Origin of the sequence: Neobacillus sp. GCM10023253 (assembly GCF_042653105.1) — a bacterium.
Lineage (GTDB): Bacteria > Bacillota > Bacilli > Bacillales > Cytobacillaceae > Neobacillus > Neobacillus citreus.
This window is the reverse complement of sequence record NZ_JBHSHV010000012.1, coordinates 12,771-32,048: the sequence shown is the minus strand read 5'-3', so window position 1 is coordinate 32,048 and position 19,278 is coordinate 12,771. Positions and strand designations below refer to the sequence as shown.

26 protein-coding genes are annotated in these 19,278 nt (G+C 40.5%); 22 read left to right on the top strand and 4 right to left on the bottom strand.

Translation table 11 applies throughout. From position 1 onward, the window contains the following. Positions 1 to 12 precede the first annotated feature (12 nt). From ACFPA1_RS14125 to msrB, 5 genes are all read left to right on the top strand, one after another. Positions 13 to 591: an SCO family protein gene (locus tag ACFPA1_RS14125; RefSeq protein ID WP_378583805.1), complete on the top strand. Its 579-nt coding sequence runs from the start codon at positions 13 to 15 to the stop codon at positions 589 to 591. Between the two features lie 104 nt (positions 592 to 695). Next, positions 696 to 1,526 (top strand): SGNH/GDSL hydrolase family protein, encoded by an 831-nt coding sequence (locus ACFPA1_RS14120; RefSeq protein ID WP_241114007.1) that lies wholly within the window; start codon positions 696 to 698, stop codon positions 1,524 to 1,526. 5 nt (positions 1,527 to 1,531) lie between these two features. After that, positions 1,532 to 2,116, top strand: a complete 585-nt coding sequence (locus tag ACFPA1_RS14115) for a YpmS family protein (RefSeq protein ID WP_213145123.1) — start codon at positions 1,532 to 1,534, stop codon at positions 2,114 to 2,116. A gap of 196 nt (positions 2,117 to 2,312) precedes the next feature. Beyond that, on the top strand, positions 2,313 to 2,798 hold the full coding sequence (gene msrA, locus ACFPA1_RS14110) for a peptide-methionine (S)-S-oxide reductase MsrA (protein ID WP_378584392.1): 486 nt from the start codon (positions 2,313 to 2,315) through the stop codon (positions 2,796 to 2,798). Then, a complete protein-coding gene (gene msrB, locus ACFPA1_RS14105) occupies positions 2,795 to 3,229 on the top strand; it encodes a peptide-methionine (R)-S-oxide reductase MsrB (RefSeq protein WP_378583801.1) in 435 nt (144 codons plus the stop codon). The genes msrA and msrB overlap by 4 nt, the downstream gene beginning before the upstream one ends. Positions 3,230 to 3,364: 135 nt before the next feature. Here the strand turns inward: msrB and ACFPA1_RS14100 are convergent, their stop codons facing one another. Next, the gene (locus tag ACFPA1_RS14100) at positions 3,365 to 3,964 is read right to left on the bottom strand and encodes a DUF502 domain-containing protein (protein WP_213145126.1); all 600 of its coding nucleotides are present in this window, start codon (positions 3,962 to 3,964) and stop codon (positions 3,365 to 3,367) included. A gap of 119 nt (positions 3,965 to 4,083) precedes the next feature. On the opposite strand from ACFPA1_RS14100, the gene ACFPA1_RS14095 reads away from it, so the two are divergent. Then, positions 4,084 to 4,239: a YjcZ family sporulation protein gene (locus tag ACFPA1_RS14095; RefSeq protein WP_213145127.1), complete on the top strand. Its 156-nt coding sequence runs from the start codon at positions 4,084 to 4,086 to the stop codon at positions 4,237 to 4,239. Between the two features lie 45 nt (positions 4,240 to 4,284). Here the strand turns inward: ACFPA1_RS14095 and ACFPA1_RS14090 are convergent, their stop codons facing one another. After that, positions 4,285 to 5,637, bottom strand: coding sequence for a TrkH family potassium uptake protein (locus tag ACFPA1_RS14090; protein ID WP_213145322.1), 1,353 nt, complete (start codon positions 5,635 to 5,637; stop codon positions 4,285 to 4,287). 170 nt (positions 5,638 to 5,807) lie between these two features. Here ACFPA1_RS14090 and ACFPA1_RS14085 point away from each other — a divergent pair, with 170 nt between their 5' ends. The 10 genes from ACFPA1_RS14085 to ACFPA1_RS14040 all read left to right on the top strand — a co-directional run bounded on the left by ACFPA1_RS14085 (position 5,808) and on the right by ACFPA1_RS14040 (position 15,234). After that, entirely contained in the window at positions 5,808 to 7,151 is a 1,344-nt protein-coding gene (locus ACFPA1_RS14085) for an aspartate aminotransferase family protein (protein WP_213145128.1), read from the top strand. Positions 7,152 to 7,168: 17 nt separating this feature from the next. Further along, the gene (locus ACFPA1_RS14080; RefSeq protein WP_213145129.1) at positions 7,169 to 7,861 is read left to right on the top strand and encodes a CoA transferase subunit A; all 693 of its coding nucleotides are present in this window, start codon (positions 7,169 to 7,171) and stop codon (positions 7,859 to 7,861) included. Next, positions 7,846 to 8,511, top strand: a complete 666-nt coding sequence (locus ACFPA1_RS14075; protein ID WP_213145130.1) for a 3-oxoacid CoA-transferase subunit B — start codon at positions 7,846 to 7,848, stop codon at positions 8,509 to 8,511. The genes ACFPA1_RS14080 and ACFPA1_RS14075 overlap by 16 nt, the downstream gene beginning before the upstream one ends. A gap of 32 nt (positions 8,512 to 8,543) precedes the next feature. After that, positions 8,544 to 9,812, top strand: a complete 1,269-nt coding sequence (locus ACFPA1_RS14070) for a peptidase (protein WP_213145131.1) — start codon at positions 8,544 to 8,546, stop codon at positions 9,810 to 9,812. A gap of 100 nt (positions 9,813 to 9,912) precedes the next feature. Further along, positions 9,913 to 10,767: a putative beta-lysine N-acetyltransferase gene (gene ablB / locus ACFPA1_RS14065; protein ID WP_213145323.1), complete on the top strand. Its 855-nt coding sequence runs from the start codon at positions 9,913 to 9,915 to the stop codon at positions 10,765 to 10,767. A 64-nt stretch (positions 10,768 to 10,831) separates the two neighbouring features. Beyond that, positions 10,832 to 12,223 carry a sigma-54 interaction domain-containing protein gene (locus tag ACFPA1_RS14060; RefSeq protein ID WP_213145324.1) on the top strand — a complete coding sequence of 464 codons (1,392 nt, stop codon included), beginning with the start codon at positions 10,832 to 10,834 and terminating at the stop codon, positions 12,221 to 12,223. 163 nt (positions 12,224 to 12,386) lie between these two features. Then, positions 12,387 to 13,820: a lysine 2,3-aminomutase gene (gene ablA / locus ACFPA1_RS14055; RefSeq protein ID WP_378583797.1), complete on the top strand. Its 1,434-nt coding sequence runs from the start codon at positions 12,387 to 12,389 to the stop codon at positions 13,818 to 13,820. 12 nt (positions 13,821 to 13,832) lie between these two features. Next, entirely contained in the window at positions 13,833 to 14,114 is a 282-nt protein-coding gene (locus tag ACFPA1_RS14050) for a YokU family protein (RefSeq protein WP_213145325.1), read from the top strand. Positions 14,115 to 14,188: 74 nt separating this feature from the next. After that, positions 14,189 to 14,419, top strand: a complete 231-nt coding sequence (locus ACFPA1_RS14045; RefSeq protein WP_213145133.1) for a YozE family protein — start codon at positions 14,189 to 14,191, stop codon at positions 14,417 to 14,419. A 119-nt stretch (positions 14,420 to 14,538) separates the two neighbouring features. Next, on the top strand, positions 14,539 to 15,234 hold the full coding sequence (locus tag ACFPA1_RS14040) for a hypothetical protein (protein WP_213145134.1): 696 nt from the start codon (positions 14,539 to 14,541) through the stop codon (positions 15,232 to 15,234). Positions 15,235 to 15,237: 3 nt separating this feature from the next. Here ACFPA1_RS14040 and ACFPA1_RS14035 read toward each other — a convergent pair whose 3' ends face one another. After that, entirely contained in the window at positions 15,238 to 15,402 is a 165-nt protein-coding gene (locus ACFPA1_RS14035) for a hypothetical protein (protein WP_213145135.1), read from the bottom strand. Positions 15,403 to 15,575: 173 nt separating this feature from the next. On the opposite strand from ACFPA1_RS14035, the gene ACFPA1_RS14030 reads away from it, so the two are divergent. The 5 genes from ACFPA1_RS14030 (at position 15,576) to ACFPA1_RS14010 (ending at position 18,178) form a co-directional block, all read left to right on the top strand. Beyond that, complete coding sequence (locus ACFPA1_RS14030) at positions 15,576 to 15,749, top strand: YozD family protein (protein ID WP_213120491.1); 174 nt, start codon at positions 15,576 to 15,578, stop codon at positions 15,747 to 15,749. Positions 15,750 to 15,921: 172 nt separating this feature from the next. Continuing rightward, positions 15,922 to 16,098 carry a hypothetical protein gene (locus tag ACFPA1_RS14025; protein ID WP_241114008.1) on the top strand — a complete coding sequence of 59 codons (177 nt, stop codon included), beginning with the start codon at positions 15,922 to 15,924 and terminating at the stop codon, positions 16,096 to 16,098. A 23-nt stretch (positions 16,099 to 16,121) separates the two neighbouring features. Then, positions 16,122 to 16,943, top strand: a complete 822-nt coding sequence (locus tag ACFPA1_RS14020; RefSeq protein ID WP_213145137.1) for a serine/threonine protein kinase — start codon at positions 16,122 to 16,124, stop codon at positions 16,941 to 16,943. Then, positions 16,930 to 17,700: a sporulation protein gene (locus ACFPA1_RS14015; protein WP_213145138.1), complete on the top strand. Its 771-nt coding sequence runs from the start codon at positions 16,930 to 16,932 to the stop codon at positions 17,698 to 17,700. The genes ACFPA1_RS14020 and ACFPA1_RS14015 overlap by 14 nt, the downstream gene beginning before the upstream one ends. Before the next feature lie 163 nt (positions 17,701 to 17,863). After that, a complete protein-coding gene (locus tag ACFPA1_RS14010; RefSeq protein ID WP_213145139.1) occupies positions 17,864 to 18,178 on the top strand; it encodes a YodL domain-containing protein in 315 nt (104 codons plus the stop codon). Between the two features lie 34 nt (positions 18,179 to 18,212). Here ACFPA1_RS14010 and ACFPA1_RS14005 read toward each other — a convergent pair whose 3' ends face one another. Next, positions 18,213 to 18,341 (bottom strand): hypothetical protein, encoded by a 129-nt coding sequence (locus tag ACFPA1_RS14005; RefSeq protein WP_213145140.1) that lies wholly within the window; start codon positions 18,339 to 18,341, stop codon positions 18,213 to 18,215. A 180-nt stretch (positions 18,342 to 18,521) separates the two neighbouring features. On the opposite strand from ACFPA1_RS14005, the gene deoD reads away from it, so the two are divergent. Then, positions 18,522 to 19,226, top strand: coding sequence for a purine-nucleoside phosphorylase (gene deoD / locus ACFPA1_RS14000; protein WP_378583791.1), 705 nt, complete (start codon positions 18,522 to 18,524; stop codon positions 19,224 to 19,226). Positions 19,227 to 19,278 lie beyond the last annotated feature (52 nt).

Here is a 19,278-nt window from a genome sequence, read left to right as displayed (position 1 = left end):
TAGTGTGTTTAAATGAAATTTCGACTGGTCATGATATTATTAGTCATTTCTAGTATGCTGCTTGCAGCTTGCGGACAAAAGGAGATTAAAGATGCACTAAACTGGGAGGCAGCCGATTTTTCCGCGGTGAACCAGGATAATAAAGCAGTTGGACTTAAGGACTTAAAGGGAAAGATTTGGATTGCTGATTTTATTTTTACAAGCTGTGCAGATGTTTGCCCACCGATGACTGCGAATATGACAAAACTGCAAAAAATGGTTAAGGATGAAGGGTTGAAGAATGTTGAATTTGTTTCCTTCAGCGTTGATCCCACTGTTGACACTCCTGAAGTACTGACTCGATATGCGAACCAATTTGGGGCAGACTTTTCAAATTGGACCTTTTTAACCGGATACTCTCAGCAGTTTATTGAAGGTTATGCAATGAAAACATTCAAGACGCTTGTGAAAAAACCTCAGAATGAAAATCAGGTCATCCATCAGACCTATGTCTATTTGGTAGGTCCAGATGGAAAAATTAAAAAATCATATAATTTATATAAAGATGTTCCGTTTGATGAAATGATTCAGGATATAAAAATACTGCAATAGACCGTTATACAGGTCTATTTTTTTCTGGGAATATGAGGGTATTATAGATTTGTTTTGAATGAGTTTGGTCATGTTATAATAAAATTAGTTTAGAAGGCAGGTGAATGGGTATGTATAAATTTTTCCCCCTTCTAATTCTCTCGGTATTGTTCCTGGGCTCTTGCAGCGAAACTGGGGAATGGGATTTACATCATGCAAAGCAAACGGCTGTACCGGTTTATGAACCTGTACCTGCTGATTTTATTCCGCGCACATTAACAGTTCTCTCCGCAGGCGATTCCTTAACACAAGGTGTTGGCGACAGTACAGGAAAGGGCGGCTATTTGCCTTATTTAGAAACATTGCTGGAAAATGAAAAAGGCATTAAGGATGTAGATTTCTATAACTACGGGGTGAAGGGAAACCGGACCACTCAATTGCTGAAAAGGCTGAATGCACCTGAAATAAAGCCTGTCTTAAAGAAGGCCGATTTGGTTATTCTGACTATTGGCGGCAACGATATCATGAAGGTGGTCAGGGATCATCTCTCAAATCTTGAATATTCCGTTTTTATGGATGAAAAGGAGAACTATCGTAAACATTTGATTCAGATAATAGAAACAATAGTCAAGGAAAATCCAAATGCCTCCATTGTGTTAGTGGGTCTTTATAATCCTTTTTCTAAGTGGTTTTCAGATATTGAGGAATTTGATCAGATTGTATCCGATTGGAACCAAGCAGGTCAATCAGTCATATCACAATATCCCAATGCTTACTTCGTTTCGATTGAAGATATATTTTTAAACAGCAGTGAAAACCTCCTATTTACTGATAATTTTCATCCAAATGATAAGGGCTACGAATTGATTGCCCAGCGGCTCAATGAAACAATGGAAGAACGTGTCTTGCCTGATTTGGACAGGAAGCCGTATATGGTTAGTACAGAGGAGAATTAGATTTTATGAAAAACAAATGGAAAGTTGGATTCCTAGTCCTGGCGGGAATCAACCTTTTATTCGCGATTGTCGTCCTATCGCTAGTGTTGGGTACGGGCTCGGATGCGGATAAAAAAAGCACTCAAATGAAGGAAATAAAAGGCGATCACGTTTCCTTTCATGTGAACTCTAACAAATACGATATGAATAAGCTGATTAATCATTATCTAAATGAAGAGTCATCCGATTCCCCAGTTGCTTATCGTGTTTTATTGGGAGACGAGGTTGAGTTGTATGGAAGTATTCCGGTTTTTAGTGAACAGGTCAAAATGAAATTGACATTTGAGCCTGAAGCGCAGAAGAATGGGGATTTAGTTCTAAAGCAGAGATCCATGTCTGTTGGAAGTCTGCCTCTGCCTATTTCCTATGTTCTAAAGTTTATTGGAGATAATTATAAGCTTCCGGAAGGTGTCGAAATCAGACCGAATGACAAATTGATTTATGTCCATATGCAGCAATTAAGGCTGAAAAGTGATTTGAAAATTAAAGTGGACCAATTTGATTTAAAAAAGGATCAAATCGCCTTCACAATCTTGGTGCCAGTTGATTAGGCTTATAGGTGAGCCAAAGAAAATAGTGTGTTATTTTGCGGACCAGTTGAACTGGTCCGTTTTTTAATCAACAAATTTCCTTTTTGAAGCAACATTTTGTATACTCATAAATAGCAAAGAATCTAAGAAGAATGGGGTGGAGAGCTTGGACAGTAAAGAACAATTGGCGACATTTGCCGGTGGTTGTTTTTGGTGTATGGTGAAACCGTTTGATGAGCTTCCGGGCATTAAGAGTGTTATTTCGGGTTATACTGGCGGGACGGTAAAAAATCCAACCTATCAGCAGGTTTGCTCTGACACAACTGGACATTATGAAGCGGTTCAAATTACTTTCGACCCGGAAATTTTTCCATATGAAAAATTGCTTGAATTATTTTGGCAGCAAATAGACCCAACGGACCCCGGCGGCCAGTTTTATGACCGCGGTCAATCCTATCAAACCGCTATATTTTACCACAATGAAACACAAAAAAGACTTGCAGAAGAATCAAAGCGGGCACTCGAGGGAAGTGGCCGTTTTAACAGGCCGGTTGTGACACCGATTTTGCAGGCTTTGCCTTTCTATCCGGCCGAGGAGTACCATCAGCATTACTACAAGAAAAATCCAGCTCATTATCAAAGGTATCATATTGGTTCAGGAAGATCTGGGTTTATCCAAAAGCACTGGGGAGATAAAGAATGACGAATCAAAACAAGGAAGAATTAAAGAAGAGGCTTACGCCTATGGAATTTGAAGTTACGCAAAATAACGGCACTGAACCGCCATTTAGAAATGAATATTGGAATGAAACAAGAGAGGGCATCTACGTAGATATTGTCTCAGGAAAACCACTCTTTAGTTCGCGCGATAAATTCGATGCCGGCTGCGGCTGGCCGAGCTTTACAAAGCCGATTGAAGAAGAGGAAATCATAGAAAAAGCGGATCACAGCCATTTTATGATTCGAACCGAGGTTCGGAGCAATTCTGCCGATTCCCACCTAGGCCACGTTTTTAACGATGGACCTGACCCAACTGGCCTGAGATACTGCATCAACTCCGCCGCATTGCGATTTATCCCGAAAGAAAAACTCGAAGAAGAAGGCTACGGCCAATTTAACAAACTTTTCGATTAAAAAAAGCCGCAAGTGAGCGGCTTTTTTAGCTAATAGGAAATTATAAATTTTTACAAATTTATAATTTCCTAACGCATAAATTCAACTACGCCTCTGTCTTCGTCCTATCGGACTCGCCAATCAGCGAGTTTTCATTTACATTGGACTTTTTTCCTTCTGCTTTGCACTGGACGTCATCCCGCCGGATAGAATAAATTTCATGGCATCCTCCGGTTTCACATCAATAATTTCAATCTGCTCCTTTGGAATGAGAAAGGTAAAGCCCGCCACCTGAAAGGTCTGTGGAATATATACCGCTACATGGTCCTTTAATGGACTGTAAAAATCCTCTACCTGATCGGATGTAATGAACCCCATACTTTTCATCTCGGTTCCGGGAATGACAACCAAAGCCACCTTTGAAAAAGATTTCTTATCCCCCAAAAAGGATTGTATAGTGTCCTTTATGACTGAATAAATCGTTTTTACTACAGGGATTTTTTCCAGCAGCCGATCAATTAGCCGGATGATTTTTCCTGAAATGTACTTTGTCGATAGCCAGCCCAACAGGGTAATCAGGATAATAGTCGTCAACAAGCCGATGCCTGGTATATAATCTTCCTTTAAGTACGGTCGTAACCGGTCACCAAGCAACCCATCCAAAAATAAAAACGTTTTGTATATTACATAAATGACCAGTATAATCGGAACAATCGTCAAAATCCCGTTAATAAAACTTTTTAAAATTGCTTTCATTCATCTCACCTGCCAAACTAATATCGTATTTCATAATATAGGCGAATGCACATACAGGTCAAGCACCTACTACATAAAGTAATCTTGAAAAGATACAATTTTTGGAGGAGTGAATGCGAATGTATCATGGATATGGTTATGACGGATGCTGCGGCTACCCTGGAGGTTACGGGTATGGCTATGGCGGTGGATTCGGATTTGGATATGGCGGCTTTGCGCTAATTGTCGTGTTGTTTATTCTCTTGATTATTATTGGCGCAAGCTGGGCCTACTAAAAAGTGCGGCTGACTCCTAAACCGGGGTCAGCCGTTTTCATTTTTTTATCCGATAATAACCTTTTCCTTAGGATAATGGAATGTTTCTTTCCTTCCCTTGCCTCTTAACATCAACAGACAGGTAACAATTCCAATCCTTCCGATAAACATTAATATCATGATCAGTATTTTACCGAATGTTGTCAAATTCGAAGTTAATCCTAGCGATAAACCATTTGTCCCGAAGGCAGAAGTGACCTCAACGATAATCGGTATCAAGGTGCTTTTCTCAGTAATGGATAAGATGATAATCGAAAGTAAACACAAGAAAGCTGCTGTTGTCATCACAATAAATGACTTAATGACATCGTCGTGATTTAATTCCCTTTTAAATATTTTAACAGACCCTTTTCCTTGTGCATAAAAGATAATCGTTAAAACAACAATGGCAAAGGTAGTTGTCCTTACTCCTCCGCTGGCACTGCTCGGTGAACCGCCGATAAACATTAACAGGGACATAAATAGCTGATTACTCTGAGTTAATTCACTGATATCTAATGTTGCAAGCCCTGCACTTTTGGTTGTAACGGAGTGGAAAAAGGAATAAAAAAGGGTTTGGTGCCAATTTTTATCCGAAAAAAAATGATCAATGTCCAAAAGAAAAATAAAGATTCCCCCGAGCAAAGTAAGGATGATAAAGGTCATGGTTGTCAATTTCGTAAATAGGGTAAAGTGAAATCTTTTTTTACTCCTTAAGGATAAAAAGAAATCAAGCACCTCTACGATTACAGGAAATCCAATTGCTCCAAGTACAATTAAAAGCGCGACCATGAATTGAACAAAGTAATCCTGATCATAAGGAATAAGGGAAGCTCCCGTAATATCAAAGCCAGCATTGGTCGTTGCGCTAATTGAAATAAAAAAACCATGTTTAAAAGCAGATAATATCCCATCATAGTATTTGAGTAAATGAATTCCCAAAATAATTCCGCCGATAAATTCGATGGAAATGATAAAGATAAAAATCCGCTTTGCCAGATGGACTAAGCCGGAAAGGTTTGATTGATTGTTGTCAATCATAATCAATTGCCTTTCCTTTAACCCAACTTTTTTCCCCAGCATCACCCAAAGAAATGTACTTAGAGACATGATTCCAAGTCCTCCTAGTTGGAGAATGACGCAAAGGAGAAAAATCCCGAAATTATTGAACGTATCTTTTAAGGAAATAACGCTTAACCCGGTTACGCTAACGGCGCTAACGGCTGTAAACATGGCATCGATAAAGCTAATTTTTACATTTGGAAGGTGCGCGAAAGGTAATTTTAATAAAAGTGTTGAAATAATAAGTGCAGATAAATAAAAAATAAAAATTAATTGAAATGTCGAAAGTTCCCTCGTCTTCGACTGTAGCTTCTTCATAGAGTCCATTTAAATTCATTCCTTATATAATCTCCCTGTTATTCTATAATAAGCTTTGCAAATTGTAAAAGGCCGGAAAGAAACAAAATAGTGAATCATACAATTTCAATAAGGAAATGAATCTATTAGCTTCTTAATTTTGCATTATGCAGAGGGAAGTGGTTTATAGGGTGGAACAGTCGTATTTAATTAAGCCCATGCTTGATGGGTCATATCCCGTCATCGATTATGGAAAAGGAGTCTATTTATATGACAAGAACGGAAAGAAGTACTTAGATGCCGCGTCTGGGGCTGTCACAGCCAATATCGGTCATGGAGAAAAAGAGATTATTAAGGCGATGGAAGAGCAGGCCCAAAAGGTCTCGTTCGTGTACCGTTCGCAGTTTACCAGTGAAGCAGCTGAAAAACTGGCTGAAAAGATTGCTAAGCTATTGCCGGGAGATTTGAATTGGAGCTTTTTCGTCAACAGCGGTTCCGAAGCCACAGAAACTGCCATGAAAATGGCAATCCAATATTGGCAGGAAAAAGGAATTACCACGAAAAATAAGATTTTGTCCAGATGGGTTAGTTACCATGGGATAACTTTGGGAGCGCTTTCGATGTCCGGCCATCCTGGAAGAAGGGCAAGATTTGTTCCACTTTTAGAGGAGTTTCCAGTCATCCATCCCCCTTATTGCTACCGCTGTCCATACCATCTTGAAGCACCTGCCTGCCAATATCTCTGCGCCCGTGAGCTAGAGACTGCCATCAACAGAATCGGGGCAGATAAAATTGCCGCCTTTATCGCAGAGCCTGTCATAGGTGCTGCAGGCGGAGCCATTTCCCCGCCAAAGGATTATTTAAAAGCGATAAAGAAGATTTGTGATGACCATGACATTCTGTTTATTGCAGACGAAGTAATGACAGGAGCTGGCCGGACTGGTGCGATGCTGGCATCTGAGCATTGGGGCGTCATTCCAGATATTGTCGCCTTAGGAAAGGGGCTTGGAGCAGGGTATGCACCGATTGCCGCTGCTGTTGCCAGCGATAAAATCATCGAGCCGATTCTCGCAGGCTCCAAAGTGGTCATGAGTGGTCATACATTAAGTGCCAATCCGCAAAGCTGTGCTGCCGCTTTAGCGGTCCTAGAATATTTGGAAAAAAATCAGATTATGAGAACAGTAGTAAGCAAGGGTGAGTTTTTACGAAAGGAACTTGAGAAACTAAAGAGCCAATTTTGGTTTATAGGGGATATCCGAGGGATGGGCCTTCTACTCGGAATTGAATTTGTCGAGGACCAAACGTCAAGAAGACCGTTTCCTAGAAATGCGCAAGTTACGCAAAGAATGGTGGAGCTTGCCAAGGAAAAAGGGCTGATCGTATATCCTGCAGGTGCAGGAATAGATGGGGTAAATGGTGACTCGATTATAATTTCACCTCCATTAACTATTACTGAAGTAGAAATGAATGAATTAATTTACTTATTAAAGGAAGCATTTTCAGTCTTTTCAAAGGAAATTAATTTATCGGAATGACTGGGTGGTGTGAAAAGATGGAAAACCCATTTAGGAAAATCACAACCTTGGAGAAGGTCATGGAGTTTTTTCATGACGGAATGACATTAATGTTTGGCGGCTTTGGCGGTGTAGGGACTCCGCCAGGTTTAATCGATGGGATTCTCGAAAAAGGGATTCGCAATTTGACACTAATCGGAAATGACACTGGTTTTCCCCATATTGGAATCGGAAAATTGGTCAGCCAGGAAAGGGCGAAAAAAGTGATTGCCTCGCATATAGGGTCAAATCCATTTGCCGGTCAGTTCATGCATGAGGGGAAGCTCGAGGTGGAGTTTTCCCCACAAGGCATTCTCGCTGAGAGAATTCGTGCGGGCGGTGTGGGACTCCCTGGAATTTTATCCGATATCGGCAAGGATATTGAGCTGGTAGCGGGAAATAAACAGAGGGTCTTGCTGAACGGTGAAGAATATTTAGTTGAGGAAGCATTAACAGCGGAGGTTTCCATCGTATTTGCGAAAAAGGCTGATGAATATGGAAATTTAATTTATGACAAGAGTGCCCGCAATACCAATCCACTTGTGGCCATGGCGGGTGCGATTACGATTGCCGAAGTAGAAGAAATTGTTCCCCTCGGCGCTCTTAATGCGGAAGAAATTATTACACCCGGAGTATTCGTGGATTATATCATTCCAACTAAAGGGGTGAACTGGAAATGGGCATGGGAGTAGATATACGTAATAAACTAGCGAAACGTGCAGCAGAAGAAATTCAAAATGGGATGGTAGTGAATCTTGGTATCGGCATCCCTTCCCTCGTCCCTAATCACCTCAAGAAAGGGGTAAACGTTATTTTTCATGCGGAAAATGGCATTACTGGAATGGGCCAAAGTCCGATAAAAGGTGAGGAGGACGAAAACCTTTGCAATGCAGGGGGCTTTCCTGTCACGTTAAACATCGGCGGTTCCTATTGTGATAGTACGGTTTCGTTTGGCATGATCCGCAGCGGCAAAATAGATATCACGATTTTAGGCTCCCTTCAGGTAAGCCAGAAGGGAGATTTAGCGAACTGGATTGTACCTGGCAAGAAGGTCCCGGGGATGGGCGGGGCAATGGAGCTTGCCCAAAAGGCAAAGAAAGTTATTGTCCTGATGAACCACTGTGATAAACAAGGCCGCTCAAAAATCGTCAAGGAGTGTACTATGCCCCTTACTTCCAGGGAATGTGTGGATTTGATTATTACGGAATTAGCCGTTTTTCAAGTGACAGACGAAGGACTGCTTTTAACAGAGATATTTGCCCAAGGTAATCTTGAAGATGTAGTCAATAAAACACAGTGTGAATTTGCTATTAGTGAAAATTTGAAAGAAATCCCCTATTAAATGCAGCATAGTTAATAAAGGGAGTGGTGCAGATGAAAAATCATGAAGCTCAAATCAACACCTGGTTGAAGGAGAACCGGGCAAGAGGGGCAAGGCTCTTGCAAATCCTTGTCAGGGAAAACTCCACAAGAGGGAACGAAAGCAGTGCTCAGGCGATTCTCATTGAAAAATGCCGCCAGCTTGGATTAACACTTGATATTTGGGAAATTGGCAGTGAAGAATTAAAAAATCATCCAGCCTACTGCTGTGATCGACATGACTTCGAGGGGAACCCCAATCTAGTTGCTGTGTTAAAGGGCACAGGCGGAGGGAAATCTCTCATTCTCAATGGTCATATTGATGTGGTTCCGGTTGGCAATGAGTCAAGCTGGGAACGGGATCCCTTTAGCGGGCATATCGAATGCGGAAAGCTGTACGGCAGGGGGGCCACCGATATGAAAGGGGGAACCGCCGCCCTTTTAATGGCGCTTGAGTCCATTATTGCCTCTGGAATAAAGCTTAAAGGCGACGTCATTTTTCAGAGTGTTATAGAAGAGGAAAGCGGCGGCGCGGGAACGCTTGCGGCTGTACTAAGAGGATACTGTGCCGACGGAGCGATAATCCCCGAACCGACGAATATGAAAATTTTCCCGAAGCAGCAGGGCTCTATGTGGTTTAGAATTACCGTAAAAGGCAAGGCAGCTCACGGAGGAACTCGCTACGAAGGCGTTAGTGCAATTGAAAAATCGCTAAAAGTCATTCAAAGATTGCAGCGATTAGAGAAAGACCGGAATGACAAAATTTCAGACCCGCTTTATCAGAAAATCCCAATCCCAATTCCTATTAATATTGGAAAAATCACAAGCGGTGAATGGCCGTCATCGGTGCCTGACACTGCTGTGATTGAAGGCAGGATGGGGGTTGCCCCGAATGAAACAATGCAATCTGCTCAGGCTGAAATGGAAGCTTGTCTTAACGAGCTTAATGAGCAGGATTCTTGGTTTAAGGATCATCCTTTAACCATCGAATGGTTTGGCGGCAGATGGCTGCCAGGAAATATGGAAAGCAGCCATCCATTAATGAAGGAGCTTTCTGCAAGTTTTAGAGAGGTTAATGGGGAGGAACCAGTGGTGGAGGCAAGCCCATGGGGAACCGATGGCGGAATTCTATCAGCCGTGGGGAATACACCAGTTGTTGTGTTCGGCCCGGGGACTACGGAAATTGCCCATGATGCCAATGAATATATTATTCTCGATGAAATGTTTGCCGCAAGCGAGATAATCGCTCTAACCATTTTAAAATGGTGCGGAGTACAGGAATAGTGTTGTAAAATCAGAATACTGCAGGCGAAATGTCTGGCTTGGAAAAGCCAGACATTTTCCTGGAAAATAAGTAATTTTTTGAGAAAAAGGGGTGATGATGATGAATCATTTACCAACGACAATTTTTGAAAATCATTCCACCTTCTATATGGAAGTCTGTATTGACCCATTTAATAAAAGAATCCGAGTCGACGACTATCGCGGGAATATAAATCAGATTCTGGTAAGGGCTGAGGCGCTTGTCAAACAGCATCAAGTAGAAAAGTTAATCATCAAAGCGCGAATGGAAGATACGATTTCCCTTTTTGAATTTGGTCTTCAGCCTGAAGCGATCGTAGACCATTATTTCCGGGGTTCGGATGCATATTTTTATACCAAATATTATATTTCTGATCGAAAAAAAAACGACCAATGGATGACGGAAGACGCAATCATTCACAGTATTTATCAATTGGATTATGTCCAGCAAAACTTAACCCCGCCAAAAGATTACGAGATTAAAAAAGCTGATGAAAGCCTGGCTGCCAAGCTATCTGCTCTTTACAGGCAGGTGTTTCAAATCTATCCAACTCCATTAAATGACCCGGAATATATAAAAAAGACAATGCGGGATGGGACAATCTATTATGTTTTTTTACATCAGGGGGACATCGTCAGTGCAGCTTCTGCGGAAATAAACGATTTTTATAAAAATGCGGAATTAACAGATTGTGCGACACTTCCGGAGCACCGGAAATATGGACTGATGAAGCTTCTCCTGAATGAGCTTGAGAGAGAATTAATTAAAAAGGGGATTTTTTGCAGCTATTCAATCGCCAGGTCATTGTCATTTGGGATGAATGCAGCCCTATATCAGCTCGGCTATTTTTACCGCGGAAGGCTCATGAATAATGTCTATATTTATGACAAACTGGAGGATATGAATATGTGGGTAAAGAATTTGGCAGGCTGCTAGCTTTTTGGCAGATGGTGCCCGTTTTTCGGCACCAGGTATACTGGCGGAGGGGGCAGGTGAAATAATGGGCCAATTAACTGCTTTAACACAGGAAGTCCTAAGTGCCATTTTAAAAAGCATTGATGAAGGAATCCATGTGGTTAATATCGAAGGGAAAACCATTTTTTATAATGAAGTAGCGGCAAGGCATGATGGAATGGAGGTGACAGAGGTTCTTGGAAAGCACCTGCTAGAGGCTTTCCCTTCCCTAACAGAAGATTCAAGCACCTTGTTAAAGGTCATCAAAACAGCTAAGCCAATCTATAACCAGACTCAAGAATACGTTAATCTACATGGCGCCAGAATTGACACCATGAATACTACCTTGCCAATTCTGCTGAATGATGAAATTATCGGTGCAGTTGAAATTGCAAAAGATTATTCGCGGATGAAACTGCTTGCAGAAAGGCTGCTAGACCTGCAAAAAGGACTGAACAAAAGCAAACGGAAAAAGATCCCTCCACAGGTCCGCTATACATTAAATGATTTAAAAACGGTAAACCCAAGCTTTAATAGAATGAAGGAGGAAGCCAGGAAACTAGCAAAATCGGATTCTCCCATCCTTGTATACGGCGAATCTGGTACCGGTAAAGAATTATTTATACAAGGAATTCATCATGAATCAAGACGGTCAAACGGACCCTTTATTGCCCAAAATTGCGCTGCTATCCCTGAAACCCTGCTTGAAAGCATGCTGTTTGGAACGGCCAAAGGAAGCTATACGGGAGCCGTTGACAGAAAAGGGTTATTTGAGCTTGCAGATGGGGGCACCCTGTTTCTTGATGAACTTCACGCTATGCCTATTGAATTACAGGCGAAGCTTCTTAGGGTTTTAGAGGAGGGAATGGTCAGAAGGGTGGGCAGTTCTGAAAATAGTTCCGTGGATGTCCGTGTCATTGCTGCGGTAAACGTTCATCCAAATAAAGCTCTCCAAGAAGAAAAACTGCGCTCTGACCTTTATTTTCGCTTAAATGTATTTACCTTTTCTTTGTTGCCGCTCCGGGAAAGAAAGGAAGATATCGTCTATTTATGCAAATTCTTCATACAAGAATTTAATCATAAACTAAAAAAAAATGTCCTAGGAATGGAAGAAAAACTGGAATTCTTCTTCATGGATTATCAATGGCCTGGAAATGTCCGTGAATTAAAACATACATTGGAATATATGATGAATATCTGCAGTGGCAGTTTATTAACCACTGAAGACCTGCCAATCATGATAAAGCAGCATCCACCCCATATAAGAAGGAATGTCAGGGAATGTGTAAATATGTCACTGCGTCAACATGTTGATGACCTTGAAAGAAAACTGATCATTGAGGCGTTGGAGCAATCCGGCGGCAATGTAAAACAGGCTGCAGAGCTTTTGGAAATCCCAAGACAGACTTTACAATATAAATTAAAAAAATTGATGTAATGTTAATGGGTGCCGATTTTTCGGCACCTTTTCATTTCTAAAAATGAAATAAGTATTCACTTCCTCCTTCCGACCGGCAGAACACAAACGGGCACCTTAGTTTTTCGCTTTGGCACGATACTTGCATAATATTAAAGTAAGCAAGGAGTAGGAGGAATAATGAATGAAACAATTTTTATATAAGCCTGACCGGCATTGGAAAGACATAGAGCTTTGGAAAGATGTAACGGAAGAACAGTGGAACGATTGGCTCTGGCAGTTAACCAATACAATTCGTACCCTTGACGATTTAAAAAAGGTAATTAACCTTACCCCCGATGAAGAAGAGGGGGTAAGAATCTCAACTAAAACCATCCCCTTAAACATTACACCTTATTACGCATCCCTAATGAATCCTGATGACCCGCGCTGTCCAATTAGAATGCAATCTGTCCCAATCGGAAAGGAAATTTATAAGACAAAATACGATCTAGAAGATCCCTTATATGAAGACGAGGATTCGCCGGTTTCCGGATTAACACATCGTTATCCAGATAGAGTTTTATTTCTTGTCACGAATCAGTGCTCGATGTATTGCCGCTATTGTACAAGACGGCGGTTCTCCGGGCAGATTGGCATGGGTGTCCCGAAAAAGCAGCTTGATGCGGCCATTTCCTATATACGGCAGACCCCGCAGGTAAGGGATGTTCTCATTTCCGGCGGAGATGGGCTGTTGATCAATGATAATATTTTGGAATATATCCTGAAGAATTTGCGCGAAATCGACCATGTCGAAATTATTCGCATCGGGACAAGAGCACCTGTTGTTTTTCCACAAAGAATTACAGAAAACCTTTGCAACATTTTAAAAAAATACCACCCTATTTGGCTAAATACACATTTCAATACTTCAATTGAAATAACGGAAGATTCGAAACGTGCGTGTGAAATGTTAGCAAATGCCGGTGTTCCTGTTGGCAACCAGTCCGTTATCCTTGCCGGAATCAACGACAGTGTTCCGATTATGAAAAAATTAATGCATGACCTCGTGAAAATTCGGGTACGGCCATATTATATTTACCAATGTGATTTGTCAGAAGGTATCGGCCATTTCCGTGCCCCAGTTTCCAAGGGGCTTGAAATCATCGAGGGACTTCGCGGCCATACTTCTGGGTATGCGGTGCCTACCTTTGTGGTAGATGCTCCCGGCGGCGGCGGAAAAATTGCTCTGCAGCCGAATTATCTGATTTCCCAAAGCCCGGAGAAAGTTGTCCTCCGTAATTTTGAAGGAGTGATTACCTCTTATCCGGAGCCGGAGAATTATCAGCCTGGCAAAGCAGATGCCTATTTTAAAGAAGTTTATCCAGATATGGATGAGAAAAAATCGCTCAATGGCATCGCCGGAATTATGAATGACCAGCATTTTAATCTTGTTCCGGAAGGTTTGTCGAGATTAAATCGCCGTAAGGGATACACCGAAGATCCTGCCCACTCCACACTAAAGGATAAGCGTAGTAAGCGGGATGAATTAAAGGAGAAAAAGTATCAAGCGTTAATCCAAAAGGAAAATGAAACGGAGCAAAATACCGAAGTAAAGGCAGACTCGCCAACAGAGTAGGGAAAGGAGTTGATGGTCTTGGTTTGTGAGTGGTGCAGCAGTGAAAACGTAAAAAGTGTTTCCAGTACAGTTTATTGGGAATTGCCTGATGGCTCGAGGGCAATCGAAATCACGGAGACACCTGCTTTCGACTGTCCTGATTGTTCCATGGTATATCAAAGCGAGGCGACCATTAAAGAAATAGAAGATCAATTATTTTTAATTGACAGCAAGAAGGTGGGGAAAATCATTACTTTTAAGGAGCTTATGAGCATCCCTCGCTTATTAAAAAGAAACTATTTTGATTTTTCATAAGTACTGGACACGTGAGAGTGGTTGGATTAATATTTATTGATAAAAAGAAGTCTTTTTAGAAAGGCGTTTTATCAATGAATAAATCATTTTACCATTTTTTAATGAAATACCGGCATCCGGCCCCAAAAGATGCAATCAGCCGGTTTGCCAATCACGCCTATTTGGATCATGACTTTCCTAAATATTCACTGGATTATTATGAACTAACGGCCTATCTTGAACTTAACGGCCATTATTTAGATTCTATGTCAACCTTTGATGAGGCCTGGCAGATATATACTTTGTCAGAGTATAAAGACCGATAAATCGCCTTCATGATGAGGCGATTTTTTCATTTTAAAAATGTCTAGCGCTTTTAAAAAGATGTTCGCATATACTATTGTAATCAAAATTCACGGCTAATCCTTAAAGGGGAGGAGAGGAAATGACAAAAAGGAAAAAACCAAAGTATAAAATAGGTGATACGGTTGTGATTACAATTTACGGGACTGTAGGCAGAGTGACGGATGTGAAATGGCTGGACGGAGATTATGTGTATGAAGTCAATAAAAGCCATGGTTTATTTAATGAATCAGCATTGGAATTGCTCTCAGAATATGATGGCAAGGTCTTAGAACAGGAACAAATTGATATAGAATACAAGTTTTTTATCGGCGATTTGGTTCAAGTTAGCGGCTATGGTGCGGATCTTTTTAAAGTGATTGGCTTCCGGACAGAAATTTGGCGCTATAAAGAAGACGCCTGGGAAGATGTCATTTACGAATTGTCAAGGGTAAGTGACGGGGAATGGCTGGAAGTCGGAGAAGAAGAACTGACACTTGTCGCTGATGCTGAAAGTGCAGATACATTTATCCAAAAGCTTGGTCTTTTATACTTAGTGAACAAACAAGATAAAACAACAAAAAGTCCAAATATACAGAACATGGTTAGAAAAGCAGAATTTGAAGAAATTTCTCGCAAAAAGGAGAAAAAAGAATTAATTGATAATCTGTTAGACATATTTAATGACTACCGAATTCTTTATGAATTATTTCATGATCAAGAATACTATCAAGTTATGCGGGTTATCCTGAAGAAGTTGGAAAGTCTTGTTAATAACGATGGCAAAAGCCATGTCTAGTTGTTAGGTTAATATTTCGAACAATAAATAAAGAATAAATGGAATACCAGCCCATTTTATAAAAGAAAACAAGCAATCTAGGATTTTTTCGAAATATTGGAGGGTGATGCCATCCTCACGATTTACATCTTCCATCCAAGCCTCAAGCTTCCAAAGTAAATTCGTCATACAATCACCTCGTGGATATCATCTTGTTATTCATCCTATGCTTGTCCAGCAAATTCAGAACTGAAAAGTTTCAATCTGCAATAAAATTCCACCTCGAACCAATTAGACATCCCAAAGTAACTAGCATGAAAAAGCTTTAACGGTCATACATTCTGTAAAAAGGGGGCGATGACTTGAGAGAAATTGAAGTATTTATTGATACAGAAGAAATTGCTGAATTTTTCTTTCACGAACTTGTCAAGAGAGGATACGTTCCTAGCGAAGAGGAATTAGAGGAAATCGCAGATATTACGTTTGAATATCTAATTGAAAAAAGCATTATTGATGAAGAAGTACAGGATGATTAAGTTATAACCGCTTTCCTAAAAAAATGACAATTATATAGATGAAAACGAAAGACGAGCAGTCCATGCTCGCTTTTTGTTTTATACGGGTAAAACGTCCTAAAAATTTTAAAAATCGCGAAACCTTTTTTTGTCCCTCTCGTATATATGAATACGAAAGATTGGGGGGATATGGATGTTCAAAAAAATCCTTAAATCAATTTTTAAGAACCAGCTTCATCATCAAAAGTATGGGTCTTCAAGTGATCATTGGAAAAAAAAGAACCATTATAAGCACAGCCAGATGGGGCATTATCACTATAAAAAGAAGCATAAAAGCGGCAGCTTCCTGTCTAGTTTCTTTAGCAGTTAACTGTGAAAAAAAGGTCCGCTGAAATGTATAAAAGATTAATATTAGGTTTATCAAGTTTCATTGAAAAACAGTTTTCCAAAGAAGAAATAATTTCTGGCCGCTATAAGGTGATGGAGCATCTTGGGATGGGGAGTTACGGACATAGCTATTTAGTACTTGATCTTTCCTCCCAAGATTACAAAGTTTTAAAAGCATTAAGGCTTCATAAAAGAATCACCAGGACTGGCCTGAGAGGGTTTGAATTTGAAAAGGAATTGCTGCGCTCCATTAACCATCCTGGTTTCCCACATTACTTTGAGGGGGGTACATATAGACATATACCGTATTTTACAATGGAATATATCGAGGGTAAGAATTACGAGCAGCTTATTTTCTCTGAGGGATGGAAGTTAACCGAAAGAGAAGCTTTTTCCATTGGCTATGAGCTGCTTGAGATGATCGGCTATCTTCATGAGCGGAATATTGTTCATAGGGATATCCGGATTCCAAATGTGATTTTTGACGGGTCAGCGATTAAGTTAATTGATCTGGGGTTGGCCAGATCTTTGGATAACGTCGGAGGTAAAAAATCCAAGGAATCGAACCCCCGGAAAGAGCTGAATTTCCAGGCTGATTTTTATGGTCTGGGTCACTTTCTGCTGTTTTTGATATATTCAAACTTCTCATTTCCCGAAAATAAGAAGGAAAAGAGCTGGGAAGAGGAGTTAGATATAACAGAACATGCTAAACACATTTTACGAAAATTGCTCATGCTTGAGACTCCTTATGACAATTGCGTACAAGTAAAAAAAGATATACAAAATCTTATGAATGATTTAGGAGGAATAAACAATGTCACTCTTTAACAAAATGTTTGCCAGTGTTGGAATTGGCGCGGCGACCGTAGACACGAAGCTTGAAAAGGACACTTACATGCCGGGAGAAACAGTGAAAGGTGTTGTAGAAATAAAAGGGGGTAAAGTGGATCAACAAATTGATGAAATTTACCTTGCTTTAAATACTACCTACCTAAAAGAATCGGATGACCGTAAGTATACGGTCACTGCCACCATCGACCGTTTCCGGATTACTACACCATTTACAATTAATGTGAATGAGAAGAGGGAAATCCCGTTTACGTTCCAGTTGCCATATGATACTCCCTTATCTATTGGAAGGTCTAAAGTGTGGGTTTCCACTGGATTAGATATTAAAGGAGCAGTGGATCCGGGGGACAAAGACTATCTCAAGGTTGTCCCCAACCCGTTAATGTCTGCGGTTTTTGATGCTGTCGACAGCCTTGGATTTAGAATTCGTGAGGCCGATTGTGAAGAAGCGCCGAGAAGATTGCGCGGACGCCTGCCATTTGTTCAAGAATTTGAGTTTGTTCCGGTGTCCGGATCATTCCGTGGACGCTTAGATGAGCTTGAAGTTGTGTTCTTCCCTGCTGGAAATGGCGGCCTTGACCTAATGTTCCAGGTCGACCGCAAGGCAAGAGGACTTTCTGGTTTATTCTCAGAAGCACTCGGAACGGATGAAACAAACGTAAGAATGACCGTTACCAATTCTGATATCCCTTCTCTAAGACAGCAAATCCAAAATGTGATTGGCAGATATTCTTAATAATTTATAAGTGTTAAACAATGGTGCTGTTCATATGGTGCCATTGTTTTTTTATAAAAAAACTACTTTTCGACAAAAATAGTGTTGTTTCTTTGAAGGAATCGACAATACCCGTCTTTAATTATTAAAATAGACAAATTATTCAAATAATTGGAGGGGTATTATGATCAAAATGCTGACAAGAAGGACCTGTATTCAATATGATGTGACGCTCTTTCAAACTCCAAAACATCGCGAAAGGAAAGGGCATAAACAGGTTTACCGGACAACCATTCAAGCGGGCAGCAGAGAACAATGTCTTCAGGAAACCTTTAGCCAATTTAATGTTACAGATAGAATCCCTCCCAATTATAAAGGAAGATTTCTATCCACATGGGATATTGTTTTAATTGATGAGGGGCGCGGCGGTCAATATTATTTTCAACTCCAGCCTGGAGGATGGTTCCCTATTAATAGAATAATATTATTTAACAGATAAGGAAGGCTGACATGTTTTTGTCAGCCTCTATATATTATTGCTTTCTGCCTCCGGTAGCACTATCCTCTTTTGCATGTGCCTCATGTTCAGCAATGATGGCTTCCGGCGGCACGTGATTATTTTTTTTCTGCCCGCGAATTCGGTTTCGATGTTTTTTTCCCATTTTTTCAAACCTCCAGTAGGTAATTTTCAAAATATAATTTTGGGCCTACAAATATAATTCCCCACAAAAAATAAAAAATCATGTTTTTTCTCATTTTGGTTTTTATTAAAAAAAGGTGTATGTTATAGTGACTATGGTGCAACATGTTATTGCACTTACATAATAAGGAGGGTTCCATTGATGAGTGTACATATCGGCGCAAAAGAGCAAGAAATTGCTGAAACAGTACTTCTTCCGGGAGATCCGCTTCGTGCCAAATATATTGCTGAGACGTTTTTGGAGGGGGCAGTGTGTTATAACGAAGTTCGGAATATGTTTGGATTTACTGGTACATATAACGGGAAAAAAATATCTGTTCAAGGAACAGGAATGGGAGTTCCGTCCATTTCTATATATGTGAATGAATTAATCCAAAGTTATAATGTAAAAAACTTAATTCGGGTCGGTACATGCGGTGCCATCCAAAAGGATGTAAAGGTCCGTGATGTTATCTTGGCCATGACGAGCTCGACCGATTCTAACATGAATCGGCTGACTTTTGGGCATGTTGACTATGCGCCTGCGGCAAATTTTGATTTGTTGAAAAATGCCTATGATGCAGGGGTGCAGAAGGGGCTTAACTTAAAAGTAGGCAGCGTTTTTACAGCGGATTCCTTTTATAACGATAATGCCGAGCTTGAAAAGTGGGCGAAATATCAAATCCTTGCTATTGAAATGGAAACAACAGCCCTTTATACTCTTGCTGCCAAGTTTGGCCGGCGAGCACTGTCTATTTTAACTGTCAGTGACCATATTTTAACAGGTGAAGAGACAACAGCCGAAGAAAGACAACTGACCTTTAATGATATGATTGAAGTTGCATTGGAAGCATCTATTAAGGAATAATTGACATAACCCCCTTCCGGAATGAAGGGGGTTACTATTTTTTAATTAATAT

Coding starts and splice junctions, on each gene's coding strand:
- ACFPA1_RS14125 (WP_378583805.1), top strand. CDS start 13: ATGAAATTTCGACTGGTCATGATATTATTAGTCATTTCTAGTATGCTG.
- ACFPA1_RS14120 (WP_241114007.1), top strand. CDS start 696: ATGGGTATGTATAAATTTTTCCCCCTTCTAATTCTCTCGGTATTGTTC.
- ACFPA1_RS14115 (WP_213145123.1), top strand. CDS start 1,532: ATGAAAAACAAATGGAAAGTTGGATTCCTAGTCCTGGCGGGAATCAAC.
- msrA (WP_378584392.1), top strand. CDS start 2,313: ATGGTGAAACCGTTTGATGAGCTTCCGGGCATTAAGAGTGTTATTTCG.
- msrB (WP_378583801.1), top strand. CDS start 2,795: ATGACGAATCAAAACAAGGAAGAATTAAAGAAGAGGCTTACGCCTATG.
- ACFPA1_RS14100 (WP_213145126.1), bottom strand. CDS start 3,964: ATGAAAGCAATTTTAAAAAGTTTTATTAACGGGATTTTGACGATTGTT.
- ACFPA1_RS14095 (WP_213145127.1), top strand. CDS start 4,084: ATGTATCATGGATATGGTTATGACGGATGCTGCGGCTACCCTGGAGGT.
- ACFPA1_RS14090 (WP_213145322.1), bottom strand. CDS start 5,637: ATGAAGAAGCTACAGTCGAAGACGAGGGAACTTTCGACATTTCAATTA.
- ACFPA1_RS14080 (WP_213145129.1), top strand. CDS start 7,169: ATGGAAAACCCATTTAGGAAAATCACAACCTTGGAGAAGGTCATGGAG.
- ACFPA1_RS14075 (WP_213145130.1), top strand. CDS start 7,846: ATGGGCATGGGAGTAGATATACGTAATAAACTAGCGAAACGTGCAGCA.
- ACFPA1_RS14070 (WP_213145131.1), top strand. CDS start 8,544: ATGAAAAATCATGAAGCTCAAATCAACACCTGGTTGAAGGAGAACCGG.
- ablB (WP_213145323.1), top strand. CDS start 9,913: ATGAATCATTTACCAACGACAATTTTTGAAAATCATTCCACCTTCTAT.
- ACFPA1_RS14060 (WP_213145324.1), top strand. CDS start 10,832: ATGGGCCAATTAACTGCTTTAACACAGGAAGTCCTAAGTGCCATTTTA.
- ablA (WP_378583797.1), top strand. CDS start 12,387: ATGAAACAATTTTTATATAAGCCTGACCGGCATTGGAAAGACATAGAG.
- ACFPA1_RS14050 (WP_213145325.1), top strand. CDS start 13,833: ATGGTCTTGGTTTGTGAGTGGTGCAGCAGTGAAAACGTAAAAAGTGTT.
- ACFPA1_RS14045 (WP_213145133.1), top strand. CDS start 14,189: ATGAATAAATCATTTTACCATTTTTTAATGAAATACCGGCATCCGGCC.
- ACFPA1_RS14040 (WP_213145134.1), top strand. CDS start 14,539: ATGACAAAAAGGAAAAAACCAAAGTATAAAATAGGTGATACGGTTGTG.
- ACFPA1_RS14035 (WP_213145135.1), bottom strand. CDS start 15,402: ATGACGAATTTACTTTGGAAGCTTGAGGCTTGGATGGAAGATGTAAAT.
- ACFPA1_RS14025 (WP_241114008.1), top strand. CDS start 15,922: ATGTTCAAAAAAATCCTTAAATCAATTTTTAAGAACCAGCTTCATCAT.
- ACFPA1_RS14020 (WP_213145137.1), top strand. CDS start 16,122: ATGTATAAAAGATTAATATTAGGTTTATCAAGTTTCATTGAAAAACAG.
- ACFPA1_RS14015 (WP_213145138.1), top strand. CDS start 16,930: ATGTCACTCTTTAACAAAATGTTTGCCAGTGTTGGAATTGGCGCGGCG.
- ACFPA1_RS14010 (WP_213145139.1), top strand. CDS start 17,864: ATGATCAAAATGCTGACAAGAAGGACCTGTATTCAATATGATGTGACG.
- ACFPA1_RS14005 (WP_213145140.1), bottom strand. CDS start 18,341: ATGGGAAAAAAACATCGAAACCGAATTCGCGGGCAGAAAAAAAATAAT.
- deoD (WP_378583791.1), top strand. CDS start 18,522: ATGAGTGTACATATCGGCGCAAAAGAGCAAGAAATTGCTGAAACAGTA.